Raw genomic sequence first — 16028 nt, 5'->3', positions numbered from 1 at the left:
ACAAGGTGTATGTAGTGGCGGTTGTAGCTCAGTTGGTAGAGCCCCGGATTGTGATTCCGGTTGTCGCGGGTTCGAGCCCCGTCAATCGCCCCACTATTTCTAAGTCTCCTCAGTAATATCTAAAGCTAATCTCTAAATTATATTTACCCGATACAAAGCCAAGTCAGAAATAAAGAAACTACGCCAACTTGTCTGTAGGCATGAGTTTACCTTACGCATTTATTAGATCTTAAACCTGACGCGACATAACGTCGCTGCTACCATAGATTTAAAAACTACACACGTAGCAGTGGATTTACCCCGCGTCTCGAAGCCCGATGCCCGCATTTGAAGCTTTGAACATATAAACTTAATAAACGCAAAATAAAGTCGCTGCTACATATTATTTAAGGCGTTCTTTCCACTGTGCAATAGGCAGTGGCTTTGAAAATAAATAGCCTTGAAATAAGTTGCAACCGCGCTGCTTTAAATAATTAAATTGCGCAGGTTCCTCAACGCCTTCAGCAACGCTATTTACGCCTAAAGCACTGGCCATGTCGATGATCATATTCACAATAGTTTTACTTGAATTATCGTCAGTATCCATAATGCCATCGACAAAGTATTTATCTATTTTAAGCTCAGAAATTGGCAACTCTTTCAAATAACTCAGGCTTGAATAACCCGTTCCAAAGTCATCAATTGAAAACCTAAAGCCCTTTTTATTAAGTTCAAGCATAGTCTCTTTTACTAGTTCGATGTCTGACACTAAAGTCGTTTCGGTCAGCTCTATCACTAAGTTACGTGGTGACACTTGCCACTTATGAACACTGGCGAGCAATTTTTCCTTAAAATCGGGGGCTACAATTTGTTTAGCGCTAATGTTAACGGCAATACAGGTGTTTTTTCCTGCTCGGCTGACTTCATGCAGCAACTTACATACTTGATCAACCACCCAATCGCCAATTTTAATAATGGCTTCACTCTCTTCTGCTAGGGGTATAAATTCCCCAGGGCTTATTACGCCTAATTCCTCAGAATCCCAACGTAATAATGCTTCGGCTGAATTAAAGGTATTTTCATTAATAAATTGTGGCTGTAGTACCAGTGTTAATTCATCACTTTTATCAACATTTATTAGTAAGTAACGAATTTTATTGGTACGTTCGTAACGTTTTAATGCATCTAAATCTGCAAAGTAATAACCAAAAGGAGACAACTTTTTGGCTTGTTTTAGTGCGTATTCCAACTTATCAAACATAGAGCTATAGGAGTCTCTACTCGCATTAATAATTGTACTGCCCAACGAGGCGCTTAGTACCACATCAAGATCACTGATCTTATGTGAGAAGTTATCTAGCGCTAATATTTTAGAGTCTATACTTGGTTGTTGTTGCTCTAGGTAGGATAAGTCATTACTTATATTGGCGCTTATAATTAAAAAAGAATCGACTCCGCTTTTGTATAGCTTGTACTCGCCCTGTACCGCATTTGATAGTTTTTTAGCCGTTAAAATGAGTGCTTCGTTGCCCGCCTCAATACCGTACTTAAAGTTAAATTGCGCTAACTTATCCATATCTAATAATGCAGCATATATATAGCCATTATTAATGCTGGCACTTTGAAGTAAACTTCTGCATTCGCGCTCAAACCACCGCTTATTTTTTAATCCTGTTATGGGATCTGAATAAGCTAAATTATAAATGGTATCTTGCGCTTTGAGTTTTTCACTAATATCTCTAACTACACCAATATATTCAACGCTTTGCTCATTAACGGCTTTGGTAAGTGACAATTCTATTTGAAAAATAGTGCCGTCTTTTTTTCTTGCAGGTAGTTGCCTACCAACACCAATAATTTTAGCCTCACCTGTTTGCTCATAATTTCGCATATACGAGTGATGCTTAGATGCATAAGGCTCAGGCATTAAGTTGTTAATCGACAAGCCAAGCATTTCATTTTGCTTATAGCCAAACATAGTTAATGCGGTTGAGTTACAGTGAACAATAACGCCTTGCTGATTAATAGTGATCACTGCATCATTTAAGTTATTTAAAATAGCTTCAAGGCGATTATTTTTATCATCAACCTTGGCCTTTAATTCATACTCTAAAGTGACATCTTCAAAAGCACCATGCACTTTAATAACCTGATGATCATCATTAAAAACAGGGTGACCACTCGTCCGTACCCACTTTTTATTGCCATGAGCATCTACAAACTCAAAGTCTTCACAATAAGGAAGACCATGTGTTTGCAAACGATTAAAAAAATCACGAATACGCGCTTGCTCTTTTTCACCAGCATAATGCGCAATCGCTTGTGTGGTCGTGAGCGGTTTGTGCTTATCAAGGCCATAAATATTATAAACCTCGGGTGAATAATTTAGCTCGCCGGTTGAAATTGTGTATTCCCACGTGCCTACCTTCGACATAGCTTCAACAGCACTAAATAGTGATTGCTGTGAGCTTGATTTATCTTCTAAAAAACACTTTTGCAAGAACACTGCTGTATAACTCGCAAAGCTAATTAGCCTTGGTAGGTAGCGTTCGATTGTTGGATCACTATTTAAATAAAGACCAACCAGTACGCCGCTTAATTGGCCTTCATCATTGCTTATAGAGACGCCAATGTAAGCTTGCGCATTTATAGTTTTTAGTAGCTTATTTTCAGGATAGTGTTGTTGTAATTCATCCGTTATAAAACACGCACTTTTTGAAGGCAGCTGTTCACAAGGCGAGCCTTCTAGCGAATAAGAAAAGTTATCAACGACCTCTGCGTTATATAAAACCAACTGCGTAGTTGCTAATTTATCTTCATTTACAGAGGCAATAAATAAGTAATCGGCTTTAATTTCGTGCTGCAGTACTCTCAATTGTGCACTTAAATTTGCACATTGAGAATACGATACATCATAGGCTGCACCTATATCTAACTGCTTGCTATCCTTGCTCACTTTACTAACCTACTTTGAAAGAAAGACCTAATGACGCTAATGCTTTAGAGTGCTTTTCAATCGCATCAGACTCTGCCCCTACACAATGCGCTTGGGCTAAATTTTCTGAAGACGCACTACTAATATTGGAAATATTGCGGCTAATTTCTTGCGATACCATACTTTGCTCTTCCGCAGCGGTTGATATTTGCGTTGCTAAATCGGAAATATCTGTAATTGCCGCATAGACTTTTGAGACGATATCTTGGCTATTACGGGTTTCTTTAACACATGTTTCAGCAGCGTGTTTACCCGCTTCCATTGTTTTGGACCAGTTGAGTAGCGTAGATTGCATTTCAGATATTGAGACTTGAATTTGCTCTGTGGCGGTATGCGTTCTGCTTGAGAGTGCACGTACCTCATCAGCAACAACCGAGAAGCCTCTACCATGTTCACCAGCACGCGCAGCCTCAATAGCGGCATTGAGTGCAAGTAAATTTGTTTGATCGGCAATCCCTTGTATCTCTTGCATTATACCACCAATTTTTTCAGCCTCTGTTGCTAACTCACTCGCAGAGCTTGCTGAGTTATCAACTTCAGTTGCAAGTAACGACACCTCTCGCATTGTCCCAGACATGGCTTGCGTTGCTGACTCACAATCTTGGTGAGCTTGTTGCACTCGTTGATTAGTGACTAAGGTGTTTTTTGCTACCTCGTCAATTGAATGCACCATTTCTTCGACCGCAGACGATACCTGATGTAATTCAGATGCTTCTTTTTCAACGCCAGCCTGCGCAGCTTCAGCACAAACTTTAAGCGAATCAGCTCCTTTGCTAAGGCTTAAAGTGCCATCAATAATACGCCCAACAATGGTCGTTACTTTACCCTCAAGTAATTTAATCCGAAAATCACTATAGCTGAGGCTATCGCTACCAGAATAAATATGCCGAGATACGCTATCTGGGCCTGCCTTGGTTTTTTTGATTTTGCTTTGCGAGCGAATTAACTCTTCATAAAAAATAACAAAAGGCAGAGGAACAAACAGCAAACATAACCAGAACATGTAACTTGTTAACCAAGCAATTAAAGCGGCACACCCAATAAATAGAGGCAATTTAAATGCAGCTAATTTTTCACTTAAAGGCGTAATTGATTGACCGTTGTTTAAACGTTGGTAAAGCTTTTCTGCGCGGTGTTTATATTCTGGAAGGAGTTGTTGGCGAACTGATTGATAACCTACTTTTTTACCGTTTTCGTAAATAGGGGTAACAAATGCATCAACCCAGTAATAACGCCCATCTTTACATCTATTTTTTACAGCTCCTCGCCATGCGGTATCGCTTTTTAAATTAGACCACATATCACCAAATGCCGCAGGTGGCATATCTGGGTGACGAACCATATTATGATTTTTCCCTTTTAACTCATTGATGGTATACCCTGAAACTTTACAAAAGCTATCATTTGCATAGGTGATAACCCCTCGTAAATCTGTTGTAGAAACTAATTCTTCGTCAATGCCAAACGAAACTTCCTGGTCTACCGTTGCTTGATTTCTTCTACTCATAGTGGGTGCTTCATTATTTTTTAATGGGTGAATTTGCGGGATGTTAATTTATAAATGTATAAAACACAATTATACATTATTACTATATTCTAACAGTTCAAAAGAGCCTGAAACTTCATATTACACCTCAGCTTAGTAAAAATATACATTTAAAAACATAAGGTTACAAAAACTCACAAAAACAAACGAGAATAGTTATTACTTTATTTTAAGCTTATATACAAAGTTTAAACACCAATCACTGCTTATAGAGTAATTTTAGACCGAAGCGATAAGGTTCGCCACAAAAGTGGCTAAAAAAAATGCCACCAAATGGTGGCATTTACACACGGGGGTATTTCTACTTATAGAAATTTTTTTACTATTTTGTTACGAAAAATATATATTAAAAAGGTAACATTTAGCCCATTATCTAGCAACATTTAACCGAGTTTTATCTTACAACCATTAACTCATCGGAACAGTCTTAATCATTACAGCTTAATACATACGTATTTTTCTTCTAAGTACTCATCTAAACCCTGATGCCCGCCTTCACGACCAAGACCTGATTGCTTTACACCACCAAACGGCGCAACTGGGTTTGATATAACTCCCTCATTTACACCTACCATGCCAAACTCTAGCCCTTCGCTTATACGATAGATTTGTTTAATGTTTTGGCTATAAAAGTACGCAGCTAACCCATAAGGGACGTCATTAGCGAGCGCAAGTACTTCGCTTTCTTCATCAAATGGGATCACCGTTAATACAGGACCAAACACTTCTTCGTGATAAATATCCATTTGTGTAGTGACATTGGTGACTATTAATGGGTTTTGAAAACTGCCACCTAAATTGCTGTTATCTCCAATTAGCGTAGCGCCTTTATCAAGAGCGTCTTTAATCAGTTGTTGCACTTTCTCTTTTGCTTTGGGGTAAATAAGCGGCCCTATGTCGGCATTTTCATCAAAACCGTTCGCAACTTTGAGCGCAGCGACTTTGGGTGTAATTTTTTCAAGCACGTCATTTAATATATTACGCTGAATAAAAATACGATTTGCTGCAACACAAGCTTGTCCTGAGTTTCTAAATTTGGCCGCCATTAATCCATCAATCGCATCGTCAATATCAGCATTATCAAATATTATAAACGGGGCATTTCCCCCCAATTCCATTGAAGTACGCTTTATTGTAGATGCACATTGAGAGAGTAACTGCTTACCTACACCTGTAGAGCCAGTAAAAGTAAACTTACGTACCACCTCTGAGTCTGTCAGCATTTTGCCAACCTTTTTGGCATCTTGTGACACAAGCACATTAAATGCACCTTTAACAAAGCCAGCCTGATCAGCTAAATAAGCTAAAGCGATAGCACATAATGGTGTGTGCTCAGAAGGCTTGAGTATAAAACTACAGCCCGCGGCATAAGCCGGCGCGACTTTTCGAGTCACCATAGCAACAGGAAAATTCCATGGCGTAATACCTGCTACCACGCCAATAGGTTGCTTGAAGCTAGTTAAACGATGACTGTTATCGGTGGCGGGGATCACATCGCCGTAGCTGCGTTTAGCTTCCTCTGCAAACCATTTAATAAAACCGGCGCCATAATCTATTTCACCAAGAGATTCTTTAAGCGGTTTTCCCTGCTCTTTAGTCATAAGTGTAGCTAGCGTTTTTTTGTGCTTTATTACTAGATCATACCAACGCATCAGGGTTTCGCTTCGCTCGGTCGCATTGGTGGCTTTTAATTTTACAAAAGCGCCTTGTGCTGCTGTTATGGCATTTTTTACGCCTTGCTCGTCAATATCACTTACATCAACAATACTTTGTTCGGTGGCCGGATCATCAACGCTAAAGCGTGAGTTGGTTTGATAAAATTCACCGTTAATAAACGAGTCTGAAAAAATAAGATCACTCAAAATATACCTCCAAAATGGGTTTTGGGTTTTGGGCTTCGGGTTTTGGGCTTCGGGCTTCGATAAATTAAAAAAGCCTTGTGGTTAACGCTACAAGACTTTTTAATTTTAATTTACCCGCCGCCCGTCGCTCGTAACATTTTGCCTTTCGCCTTTAACCTTTAAAAAGACGCGGGGTAAACCCGCTGCTACAAAATGTTTTTTACCACAGAGTGCACCGAGGCGCTGCGCGCTACACAGAGAAAAAAGCTTGCGCAGGTACTAGGTTCGAGGCCCGTCACCCGAAGCTCGTAACCCTTTAACCTTTCGCCTTTAACCTTTCGCCTTTAACTTTAAAAAGACGCGGGGTAAACCCGCTGCTACCAAATACAAACAAAAAAGCCGCTGTATCAAACAGCGGCTTTTAATATGATAGTCATTAATTAAAAACTAGTGTTCTTCATTAACGATATTGAGATTGTACTTAGGTATTTCAACCACTAAGTCTTCATCTCTAATAATTGCCTGGCAACCTAAGCGCGATTCAGGCTCTAAACCCCATGCTTTATCTAGCATGTCATCTTCTAGGTCATCACTTTCATCTAATGAGTCAAAACCTTCACGGATCACTAAATGACACGTTGTACATGCACATGATTTTTCACAGGCATGAGGAATGCTAATGCCATTTTTAAGCGCGATATCAAGTACCGTTTCGCCAGCGGGCGCTTCTATTGCTGCACCGTCAGGACACAACTCCGGATGGGGAAGAAAAACAATTTGTGGCATTCTAATCTCTCTTATATATTGTCTACTGACTGACCCGTTAAGGCTTTTTTAATTGACGCGTCCATTCTGCGCGCGGCAAAATCACTGCTCGCATTATCCATTTTTTCAATGGCCGCTTTAATTTCGCTTGGCTCTTGCGCACTCTCGCGTACTTTCGCAAGTTCGCTTATTTCCACTTTTAGCGTCGCTAATTGCTCAGGCTCAAGTAAATCGCCATCAGCAGCTAATGAGGCTTCCATCGCTTCTATTACACGAAGCGCTTCAACTTGTTGCTCTTTAAGCATACGCGCTTGCATATCGCCTTTAGCGTTACTCATCGACTCTTTAAGCATATTAGCAACTTGGTCGTCAGACAAACCAAACGACGGTTTTACTTGTATTTCTGCTTGAACACCCGTTGATTTTTCCATTGCCGACACGCTTAATAAACCATCAGCGTCTACTTTAAAGGTAACGCGAATATGCGCCGCCCCCGCCGCCATAGGAGGAATGCCTTTTAAGCTAAATTTAGCCAGCGATCGACAATCGTCAACCAGTTCACGTTCACCTTGTAAAACATGCAACGACATAGCCGTTTGACCATCTTTAAACGTAGTAAATTCTTGCGCACGCGCAACCGGAATCGTGGTATTGCGTGGAATGATTTTTTCAACCAAGCCACCCATTGTTTCAAGGCCTAACGACAACGGTAACACATCAAGTAATAACATGTCTGAATCTGGCTTGTTACCAATCAATACGTCAGCTTGAAGCGCAGCACCAAGTGCAACAACACGATCAGGGTCAATTGAAGTGAGTGGCTGTTTATCAAAAAACTCGCCAACTTGAGTACGAACCAACGGCATGCGGGTTGAACCACCAACCATTACAACTTGTAATACTTCCTGGTTTTCAATACCGGCATCTTTTACTGCACGACGACATGAGCGGAGCGTTTTTTTGACCAGTGGCATAGCGAGCTCATTAAATTTTTCTCGCGTTACTTCAACCATGTATTTTTCATCGTCAAACTCAAGGCCAACATTCACTTTTTCGTATTGGCTGAGTGCTTCTTTACAGGCTTTGGCTTTATTAATGAATAAGCGTAATACCGAAGGAGATAAGCCTGTCACGCCGGTTTCTTGTTTTAGGTAATCAACTAATAATGAGTCAAAGTCGTCGCCGCCTAGGCTTGAATCGCCACCGGTGGCCAGCACTTCAAACACGCCTTTATTAAGACGCAGAATAGAGATATCAAAAGTACCGCCACCTAAGTCATAAACAGCAATTATGCCTTCCTGGCCTGAGTCTAAACCATAAGCAACGGCAGCGGCAGTTGGCTCGTTTAATAAACGCAGTACATTAATGCCGGCAAGTTCAGCCGCATCTTTAGTGCTTTGGCGTTGTGCATCATCAAAATAGGCTGGTACGGTAATAACTGCGCCTAAAATATCTTGATTACCAAAGCTTTGTTCTGCACGTACTTTTAAAGCACCTAAAATATGGCTTGATGCTTTTACTGGGCTGATTTTCCCGGCTTCAGTTGCTATTGCAAGTGCACCATCATCATCACAAAACTGATAAGGCAGTTGACCATAGCTTTGTTCTATTTCGGTTTGCGTTTTACCTAAAAAACGCTTCACTGAAATAAGCGTATTAACCGGATCGAGTGTAGCTGCTTGCATCGCGTCTGCACCCACGGTTATGCCACCAGTTTGGTAACGCACTACAGACGGCAACATTGCTTCGCCTGACTCATCAGTAATAGTACGAGCTTCGCCGCTTTGTACGGTTGCCACTAATGAATTCGTGGTACCTAAGTCAATTCCAATTGCTAATTTATGTTCATGTGGTGCCGCGCTCTGCCCCGGCTCAGCAATTTGCAATAATGCCATAATGCTCTTTAAACTCGTGTTGCTCGCTTTGCAGCAAGTGAATTAATCGTCAAATAAACTGTCTTCAATGCGTTCAAGTTCGTCGCGTAACTTATAAACAAACTTTAGCTTACGGATACTGTCTGCTGCTTGTTGATATTGCTGCTCATCGTTACTTGCTAACTGCTCTGCCAATTGCGCACTGTATTGCTGATCAAGCTGTTTGATTTGTTTTTCAAAATGGGCAATAGCAGAATCAGGATCGCTTGCGCTCGCTAACTCTTCAAGTTCTTCGCGAAGCTCCATTTGCTGCATTAAAAACATGGGATCTTGCAATGTTTGCTGCTCAGCACGAATATCTACGCCTAGCTCGCTCAGCATATATTCTGCACGTTTAACCGGATGCTTAAGTGTTTGCAGTGCATCATTAATTTCGGCAGTACTTTGTACGGCCATTAATTTATCACGACTGCTAGCGTTAGCATGGCGATCAGGGTGAACAGCACGTTGAAGTTCTAAGTAGTGCTTGTTAATCGTTGCTAAATCAATATTGTAGTCAACGGGAATTGCAAATAACTCAAAATAACGCATAACTTCTCACAAATGACAAAGCCCTACATTAATTGGCAGGGCTTAGTTATACCCAAGTAGCTTAGGTATCCAAAACAAGTTTGAGCTTAAACGGTAAAGCTTTCGCCACAACCACACTCATCAGCTTGATTAGGGTTGTTAAATTTAAACCCTTCATTTAAGCCTTCTTTAGTGTAGTCGAGCTCAGTGCCGTCGATATAAACTAAGCTTTTAGCGTCAACAATTAAGGTAACGCCTTTGGCCGCAAATGTTTCATCGTCATCGTTTAGCTCATCAACAAACTCTAATACATAAGCAAGACCTGAACAGCCCGTCGTTTTAATGCCAACTCGCAGGCCTATGCCTTTACCACGGTTTGCTAAAAATGATTGTACGCGGTTTGCTGCCGCATCTGTCAATGTCACTGCCATGAATATCTCTTAGTTTGTATGTTTGCTTTTGTAATCTGCAATTGCTGCTTGAATTGCATCTTCGGCTAAAATTGAACAGTGAATTTTCACTGGTGGTAATTCTAGCTCTGCGCTGATATCAGTATTTTTGATAGTAGACGCTTCGTCTAATGTTTTGCCTTTAACCCACTCTGTTACCAGTGAAGATGAAGCAATTGCACTACCACAGCCGTACGTTTTGAATTTTGCATCTTCAATCACGCCTTCTGCTGAAACTTTAATTTGCAGTTTCATTACGTCACCACATGCTGGTGCGCCTACCATACCCGTTGCCACTGACGGATCGTTTTTATCTAGAGCACCTACGTTACGTGGGTTTTCTACGTGGTCGATTACTTTATCACTGTAAGCCATAATTCTATCCTCACTACCTGCTAGGTATGGGCTCCACTAATTAGTGGTGCGCCCATTCAACTGAATCTAAATCAACACCTTCTTGGTGCATTTCCCAAAGAGGAGACATTTCACGTAAACGGCCAATCGAGTTTTTCATTAGCTCAACGGTGTAATCAATCTCTTCTTCGGTGGTAAAGCGGCCAATACTAAAACGAATTGAGCTGTGCGCTAATTCGTCGTTGCGGCCTAATGCACGTAATACGTAAGAAGGCTCTAAACTTGCAGATGTACAGGCTGAACCTGACGATACCGCAATATCTTTAACGGCCATTAGTAACGACTCACCTTCAACAAAGTTAAAGCTGATATTAACAATACCAGGTACTGATTGGTCTTGTGTGCCGTTAAAGTACACTTCGTCCATATCTGTTAAAATGCCGTCGATTAGGCGTTTACGTAACGCACTGATGTGTGCGTGATCTTTTTCAAAATCTTGTTTTGCAATTCTAAATGCTGCGCCCATACCTACTAACTGATGGGTTGCTAATGTACCAGAACGCATACCACGTTCATGGCCGCCACCGTGCATTTGTGCTTCTAAACGAGCACGTGGTTTACGACGAACATACAAAGCACCTACGCCTTTAGGGCCGTATACTTTGTGCGCCGAGAATGACATAAAATCTACTTTGGTTTGTTGCACGTCAATTAAAACTTTACCTGCGCTTTGTGCTGCATCTACGTGGAACATAATTTTACGTTCGCGACACATTTCACCAATAGTATTGATGTCTTGGATTACACCTAGCTCGTTATTTACATGCATAATACTTACAAGCACGGTGTCGTCACGCATCGTATCTGCTAATTTTTGCAGATCAAGTAGGCCGTTTTCTTCAACGTCCATATAAGTTACTTCAAACCCTTGACGCTCAAGCTCACGACATGTGTCGATAACCGCTTTGTGTTCAGTTTTAGCGGTAATAACATGCTTACCTTTTTTCTTGTAAAACTGAGCCGCACCTTTAATAGCAAGGTTATTTGATTCTGTTGCCCCCGATGTGAATACAATTTCACGAGGGTCTGCATTAATTAAATCGGCAATGTCAGTACGTGCTTGGTCAACGACTTCTTCAGCTTGCCAACCAAAACGGTGTGAACGCGATGCTGGATTACCAAAATTACCGTCCATAGTCAGGCACTGCATCATTTCTTTGGCAACTCGTTCGTCAACAGGCGTAGTTGCTGCGTAATCTAAATAAATCGGTAACTTCATTTCTCTCTCCGCTGCAGGTCAACCTTAAAGTTGACAGCTTACTTGAATATTTTCCAACTGCTTAATTGCATCATTAACGCTGTTTTCTTGGCGAAGAGCGACCGCTTTAACGTCCGACTTTTCAACCAGTTCAGCTAAGGTAATATTATTTAAAAATTCTTCAATTCGTGCGCTTAAGTCTGACCACAATGTATGGGTTAAACAACGCATACCACTTTGACAACCAGTATTGCTTCGCTGACACCGTGTAGCGTCAACAGATTCATCTACCGCATTGATAACATCGCCAACTGAAATTACGTCAGCCTCACGTCCTAGTAAATAGCCCCCACCAGGACCTCGAACAGAACTCACTAGCCCATTTTTACGTAAACGGGCAAATAATTGCTCAAGATAAGACAAAGAAATTTCTTGGCGCTGCGAAATATCTGCAAGCGCTACAGGGCCTATATTTGCATGTAGTGCAACATCCAGCATGGCTGTAACGGCGTATCTGCCTTTTGATGTTAACTTCATAACGCCCCCCGCACAAAAGAGTGCAAATTTTAATTACCAGAGTAGATTAGTCAAGTATTATCCTGATTGGCTAGCCTCGAATGCCAGCCGATAAACTTGTAATACCCGACTGTTTTGGTCAAGTATTGAGTCTATTGTAATTACCTGAGTAATTTAGTCAAGTATTAGTAGAGCAATAAAGGGCGCTATTTATAACTAATTGCTATTTTATAGACTTATTAATTGAGGTAAGAATACCTCGTAATATGTTCATTTCAGCATCTTCAGGGCGAGCACGATTAAACAAGCGACGTAGCTTAGTCATTACCATGCCTGGGTGCTGCTTAATGATGAAGCCTGTTTTAAACAAAGTGTCTTCAAGATGTTCGTAAAACAGTTCTGTTTGTTTAGACGATGGATATTGGGTGTCGTCTTCTTCTTGAACAGCCTTAGGTTGCTGATTTAAAAACGCCATACGCGTTTCATAACATAAGGTTTGCACAGCCATGGCTAAATTAAGTGAGCTGTATTCTGGGTTAGCAGGAATACACACATGGTAATTACACAGTTGTAATTCTTCATTAGTTAAGCCACTGTTTTCACGGCCAAACACAAGCGCTACAGGGCCGTTTACGGCTTCGCCAACAAGCTTTTCACCACATTCTCTCGGCTCTACCATAGGCCACGACAATGTACGCGAGCGGGCGCTAGTACCAATCGTTAATGCACAATCAGCAATCGCATCTGCAACACTATCAACAATAACAGCATTACCTAGTACATCAGTCGCACCTGCAGCAAGCGCACTTGCATGACTGTCTATTTCACAGGCTGGATCAACAAGGTATAACTTTGATAATCCCATGGTTTTCATGGCGCGCGCCGCTGAACCAATGTTACCAGAGTGTGATGTGTTTACTAAAACGATGCGAATATCATCTAAGATCATTACAGTGCTACTTATCGAGTACAAAAAAATTGCGCAAATTCTAGCATGAAAACGCGCTGAGATCCTATATTCAATAGAAGAAGAAATAGACGCATCAATTAACTTATACCGTTTATTAAAAGCAACAATGGAACTCAACCTTGCGGAGAAACTAATAGCTTAATTGCGGGGTTCGGGGTTCGGGGTTCGGGGTTCGGGGTTCGGCAGGATTGTGTTTGGGATTAATTAAAAGCAATTCGTCATTTATTTATTCATCACCTAACCCTGATCTGCTTTAATCAAACAGGACACTTTAATAATGGAATATAATCCAATTATTGAGGTGTTAAATGACAAAACGAACAAACAGAAGTTACACAGCAGAATTTAAACAAGAAGCTGTGGCATTGGTAACCGAGCAAGGTTACAGCGTACCTAAGGCAGCAGCGTCTTTAGGTATCACAGATAAATTACTTTATAACTGGAAAGCTAAAGTTGAAGCAGAACAATCTGGTGCCAGTTTGCATGCTGATGAGCGGGCTGAGCTGTTAAGGCTTCGCAAGGAAAATAAAGAGCTAAGGATGGAAAAAGAAATTTTAAAAAGGCCAGCGCCCTCCTGCTAAAAGAAACCAAGTAACGTTTAAAACGATTAAGCAGTTATCCTCGGTGTTTCCCGTGGTTAAGCTCTGCAAAGTGATGAAAGTAAGCCGCAGTGCTTATTATGCTTGGCTTAAGCGGCCAGCAAAAGTAATTACTGTAGAGCAGCTTAATTTATATCGAAAGGCCAAGTATTTCTTCAAGAAAAGCAGAAATAGCTTAGGCTACCGAGAGCTTAGAAAGAAGTTACGCAGTGAGGGCTTTAGCGTCAGTGATTATGGCGTTCAGAAATTAATGGCAACACTTGGTTTAGTCGTTACTCAACGAGTGGCATACAAGGTAACAACCAAGCGTAAACACAGTGATGCCGTTGCTGATAATCTTTTGAATCAGAACTTTAATCCTGTTGCGCCAAATCAGGTGTGGGCTGGTGATGTGACTTATCTAAGAACTGGCGAAGGTTGGATGTATCTGGCTATCGTCATGGACTTATATTCACGTCGTATTGTTGGTTGGCATATTGATAAACGCATGACGACTGACTTAGTTAGCAAGGCGATGATGAAAGCTTATAACTTACGGCAGCCACCAAAAAGCTTGGTGTTTCACAGTGATAGAGGTTCACAGTACACCAGTAAACAATATCGACAATTACTATGGAGTTATGGCGTCAGAGCCAGTATGGGCGATGTCGGTGCGTGTTGGGATAATGCGGTTGTTGAATGATTCTTCGGCAGCTTAAAACATGATTGGCTGTTGAAAGTTCCGCAACCAACTCGTGAGCATATGAGAAATGATGTGGCAGCGTATATGCGCTATTACAACTTAGAGCGACTTCATACTGCTCATGGTGATCTATCGCCAGTAAAGTATGAGCAAAGTTCCTTAAAAAAAGTGTCCTGATTTAGTTGTGCAGAACAAAATCTGCTGCCATTACAGATGCAGAGCTGAGTGAGGCTGAAACGATTGCAGCAATAGCAAGTACGTGTTTTTTCATTTTCATTGTGTATCTCCTAAATTAATTATTTAGAAAGCTCTATAGTGAGCCCTCTTTTTTAAAGCAAGGAGATTATGTAAGGGTTTCCAAATGTTAAAAACGCTATTGTTGTTAAATCTATTTTGTTAAAAATGAAATAATAAAATTAAACTAATTCTTATTTACAGTGATTACATAAGCTTTAATTAGGTGTATTCACTATTATTTAATATGCTCGTTAATTGCAAAAAATGAAAAAGAGTTTTGTGTTTTCAACTATCAATTATTCACGTTGTTTTAAATATAGTAGGCCACGTCATAGCAAATATGCTTTGCACCTCTAAAATTAAATACAAGGTAATAGCAATATGAAAGCACATAAAAAATTGAAAATAGCCACTGCTCTAAGTGCAGTACTTACACTTTCTGCTGGTGTTAACGCGGCCGATCAAGTACCTACTTCAAAGTGGGGGGCCGATGATGAAATTGGCGCAATGAATTACATTACTCCAAGCTCTGTATTAACAGCATCAAAATTAATAAAACAAGGTAAAGTGTACGGTTTAGGCATGGCGGTAAATAAAGATACCCCAGCATTTCGTCACCGTTACTTTGAAGTTCATACGTCGCAGCCTGAACCTAAAACATTTGGTACAAATAAATTTACTTATATCGATGACCAAATTATTGGCTGGACTGGTGTAGGCTCTCAAATTAATGGCCTAGCGCACTATGGCCGCGACAACGTTCATTATAACGGCCATAAAGTATCTGATTTTATGACTGTAACAGGCGTTAAAAAACTCGGTCTAGAGAAAGTCCCACCAATGGTTTATCGTGGTGTATTATTAGACATGCGTCCTTATTTTAACCAAGATATAGTGAACGAGGGCACCACCTTTAATAAAAAAGAAATTGACGCAGTAGCCAAACAACAAGGCGTAGATATTCAAAAAGGCGATGTTGTTTTATTTTGTACCGGTTGGTCTGACTTAATGGGTAAAGATAACGAACGTTACCTTGCGGGCGGCCCAGGTATTGGCGTTGAAGGTGGTAAGTACCTTGCCGAAAAAGGCGTTATTGCAGTAGGTGCCGATAACTGGTCATCTGAAGCCGTTCCGCATGAAGATCCTAGTCTTTCATTTCCTGTAAACCAAATGATGGCCACTAATTACGGCGTACACGTGCTTGAAAACATTTTGTGTGACGACCTAGCAAAAGATCAAGCCTGGGAATTTATGTTCGTACTTGGCCACCCTCTATACGAAGGCTCTACTCAGGTGCAAATTAACCCTGTCGCTATTTTGTAACACCCATTTAGACATAGTTATTTAACGGCAAACGAGATGCAACCGCACCCTGTTTGCCGTTTTTTTGTGG

12 protein-coding genes, 1 tRNA gene and 1 pseudogene are annotated in these 16028 nt (G+C 40.8%); 3 read left to right on the top strand and 11 right to left on the bottom strand.

Features of this window, described 5'->3' with window-relative positions; translation table 11 throughout:
* Positions 1–17 precede the first annotated feature (17 nt).
* A tRNA-His gene (locus PTET_RS02190) sits at positions 18–93 on the top strand.
* A gap of 289 nt (positions 94–382) precedes the next feature.
* On the opposite strand, the gene PTET_RS02185 is transcribed toward PTET_RS02190, so the two are convergent.
* From PTET_RS02185 to trmJ, 11 genes are all read right to left on the bottom strand, one after another.
* Positions 383–2935 carry a sensor domain-containing protein gene (locus PTET_RS02185; protein ID WP_096038128.1) on the bottom strand — a complete coding sequence of 851 codons (2553 nt, stop codon included), beginning with the start codon at positions 2933–2935 and terminating at the stop codon, positions 383–385.
* Between the two features lie 4 nt (positions 2936–2939).
* Complete coding sequence (locus tag PTET_RS02180) at positions 2940–4481, bottom strand: methyl-accepting chemotaxis protein (protein WP_058154133.1); 1542 nt, start codon at positions 4479–4481, stop codon at positions 2940–2942.
* 473 nt (positions 4482–4954) lie between these two features.
* A complete protein-coding gene (locus PTET_RS02175; protein WP_013464000.1) occupies positions 4955–6382 on the bottom strand; it encodes an NAD-dependent succinate-semialdehyde dehydrogenase in 1428 nt (475 codons plus the stop codon).
* A 426-nt stretch (positions 6383–6808) separates the two neighbouring features.
* On the bottom strand, positions 6809–7147 hold the full coding sequence (gene fdx, locus PTET_RS02170) for an ISC system 2Fe-2S type ferredoxin (RefSeq protein WP_008113929.1): 339 nt from the start codon (positions 7145–7147) through the stop codon (positions 6809–6811).
* Between the two features lie 11 nt (positions 7148–7158).
* Positions 7159–9021 carry a Fe-S protein assembly chaperone HscA gene (gene hscA, locus PTET_RS02165; protein ID WP_096038127.1) on the bottom strand — a complete coding sequence of 621 codons (1863 nt, stop codon included), beginning with the start codon at positions 9019–9021 and terminating at the stop codon, positions 7159–7161.
* Between the two features lie 42 nt (positions 9022–9063).
* Positions 9064–9591 carry a co-chaperone HscB gene (gene hscB / locus PTET_RS02160; protein WP_096038126.1) on the bottom strand — a complete coding sequence of 176 codons (528 nt, stop codon included), beginning with the start codon at positions 9589–9591 and terminating at the stop codon, positions 9064–9066.
* Between the two features lie 86 nt (positions 9592–9677).
* Positions 9678–10001 carry an iron-sulfur cluster assembly protein IscA gene (gene iscA / locus PTET_RS02155; RefSeq protein WP_008113924.1) on the bottom strand — a complete coding sequence of 108 codons (324 nt, stop codon included), beginning with the start codon at positions 9999–10001 and terminating at the stop codon, positions 9678–9680.
* 9 nt (positions 10002–10010) lie between these two features.
* Positions 10011–10394: a Fe-S cluster assembly scaffold IscU gene (gene iscU / locus PTET_RS02150; RefSeq protein ID WP_054202356.1), complete on the bottom strand. Its 384-nt coding sequence runs from the start codon at positions 10392–10394 to the stop codon at positions 10011–10013.
* A gap of 40 nt (positions 10395–10434) precedes the next feature.
* Positions 10435–11652, bottom strand: a complete 1218-nt coding sequence (locus PTET_RS02145) for an IscS subfamily cysteine desulfurase (RefSeq protein ID WP_008113922.1) — start codon at positions 11650–11652, stop codon at positions 10435–10437.
* A 24-nt stretch (positions 11653–11676) separates the two neighbouring features.
* Positions 11677–12168, bottom strand: coding sequence for a Fe-S cluster assembly transcriptional regulator IscR (gene iscR / locus PTET_RS02140; protein WP_008113921.1), 492 nt, complete (start codon positions 12166–12168; stop codon positions 11677–11679).
* 202 nt (positions 12169–12370) lie between these two features.
* Positions 12371–13096 (bottom strand): tRNA (cytosine(32)/uridine(32)-2'-O)-methyltransferase TrmJ, encoded by a 726-nt coding sequence (gene trmJ / locus PTET_RS02135; protein ID WP_096038125.1) that lies wholly within the window; start codon positions 13094–13096, stop codon positions 12371–12373.
* A 329-nt stretch (positions 13097–13425) separates the two neighbouring features.
* Here trmJ and PTET_RS02130 point away from each other — a divergent pair.
* Positions 13426–14575 (top strand): annotated as a pseudogene (locus tag PTET_RS02130) (IS3 family transposase).
* Positions 14576–15016: 441 nt separating this feature from the next.
* On the top strand, positions 15017–15958 hold the full coding sequence (locus PTET_RS02125) for a cyclase family protein (protein ID WP_096038124.1): 942 nt from the start codon (positions 15017–15019) through the stop codon (positions 15956–15958).
* Positions 15959–16028: the final 70 nt, after the last annotated feature.

The sequence above is a fragment of the Pseudoalteromonas tetraodonis genome, from assembly GCF_002310835.1.
Classification (GTDB): domain Bacteria; phylum Pseudomonadota; class Gammaproteobacteria; order Enterobacterales; family Alteromonadaceae; genus Pseudoalteromonas; species Pseudoalteromonas tetraodonis.
Note: the sequence above shows the minus strand (reverse complement) of the source record. Positions and strands in the feature narration are given on the sequence as shown.

Coding starts and splice junctions, on each gene's coding strand:
- PTET_RS02180 (WP_058154133.1), bottom strand. CDS start 4,481: ATGAGTAGAAGAAATCAAGCAACGGTAGACCAGGAAGTTTCGTTTGGC.
- fdx (WP_008113929.1), bottom strand. CDS start 7,147: ATGCCACAAATTGTTTTTCTTCCCCATCCGGAGTTGTGTCCTGACGGT.
- hscA (WP_096038127.1), bottom strand. CDS start 9,021: ATGGCATTATTGCAAATTGCTGAGCCGGGGCAGAGCGCGGCACCACAT.
- hscB (WP_096038126.1), bottom strand. CDS start 9,591: ATGCGTTATTTTGAGTTATTTGCAATTCCCGTTGACTACAATATTGAT.
- iscA (WP_008113924.1), bottom strand. CDS start 10,001: ATGGCAGTGACATTGACAGATGCGGCAGCAAACCGCGTACAATCATTT.
- iscU (WP_054202356.1), bottom strand. CDS start 10,394: ATGGCTTACAGTGATAAAGTAATCGACCACGTAGAAAACCCACGTAAC.
- PTET_RS02145 (WP_008113922.1), bottom strand. CDS start 11,652: ATGAAGTTACCGATTTATTTAGATTACGCAGCAACTACGCCTGTTGAC.
- iscR (WP_008113921.1), bottom strand. CDS start 12,168: ATGAAGTTAACATCAAAAGGCAGATACGCCGTTACAGCCATGCTGGAT.
- trmJ (WP_096038125.1), bottom strand. CDS start 13,096: ATGATCTTAGATGATATTCGCATCGTTTTAGTAAACACATCACACTCT.
- PTET_RS02125 (WP_096038124.1), top strand. CDS start 15,017: ATGAAAGCACATAAAAAATTGAAAATAGCCACTGCTCTAAGTGCAGTA.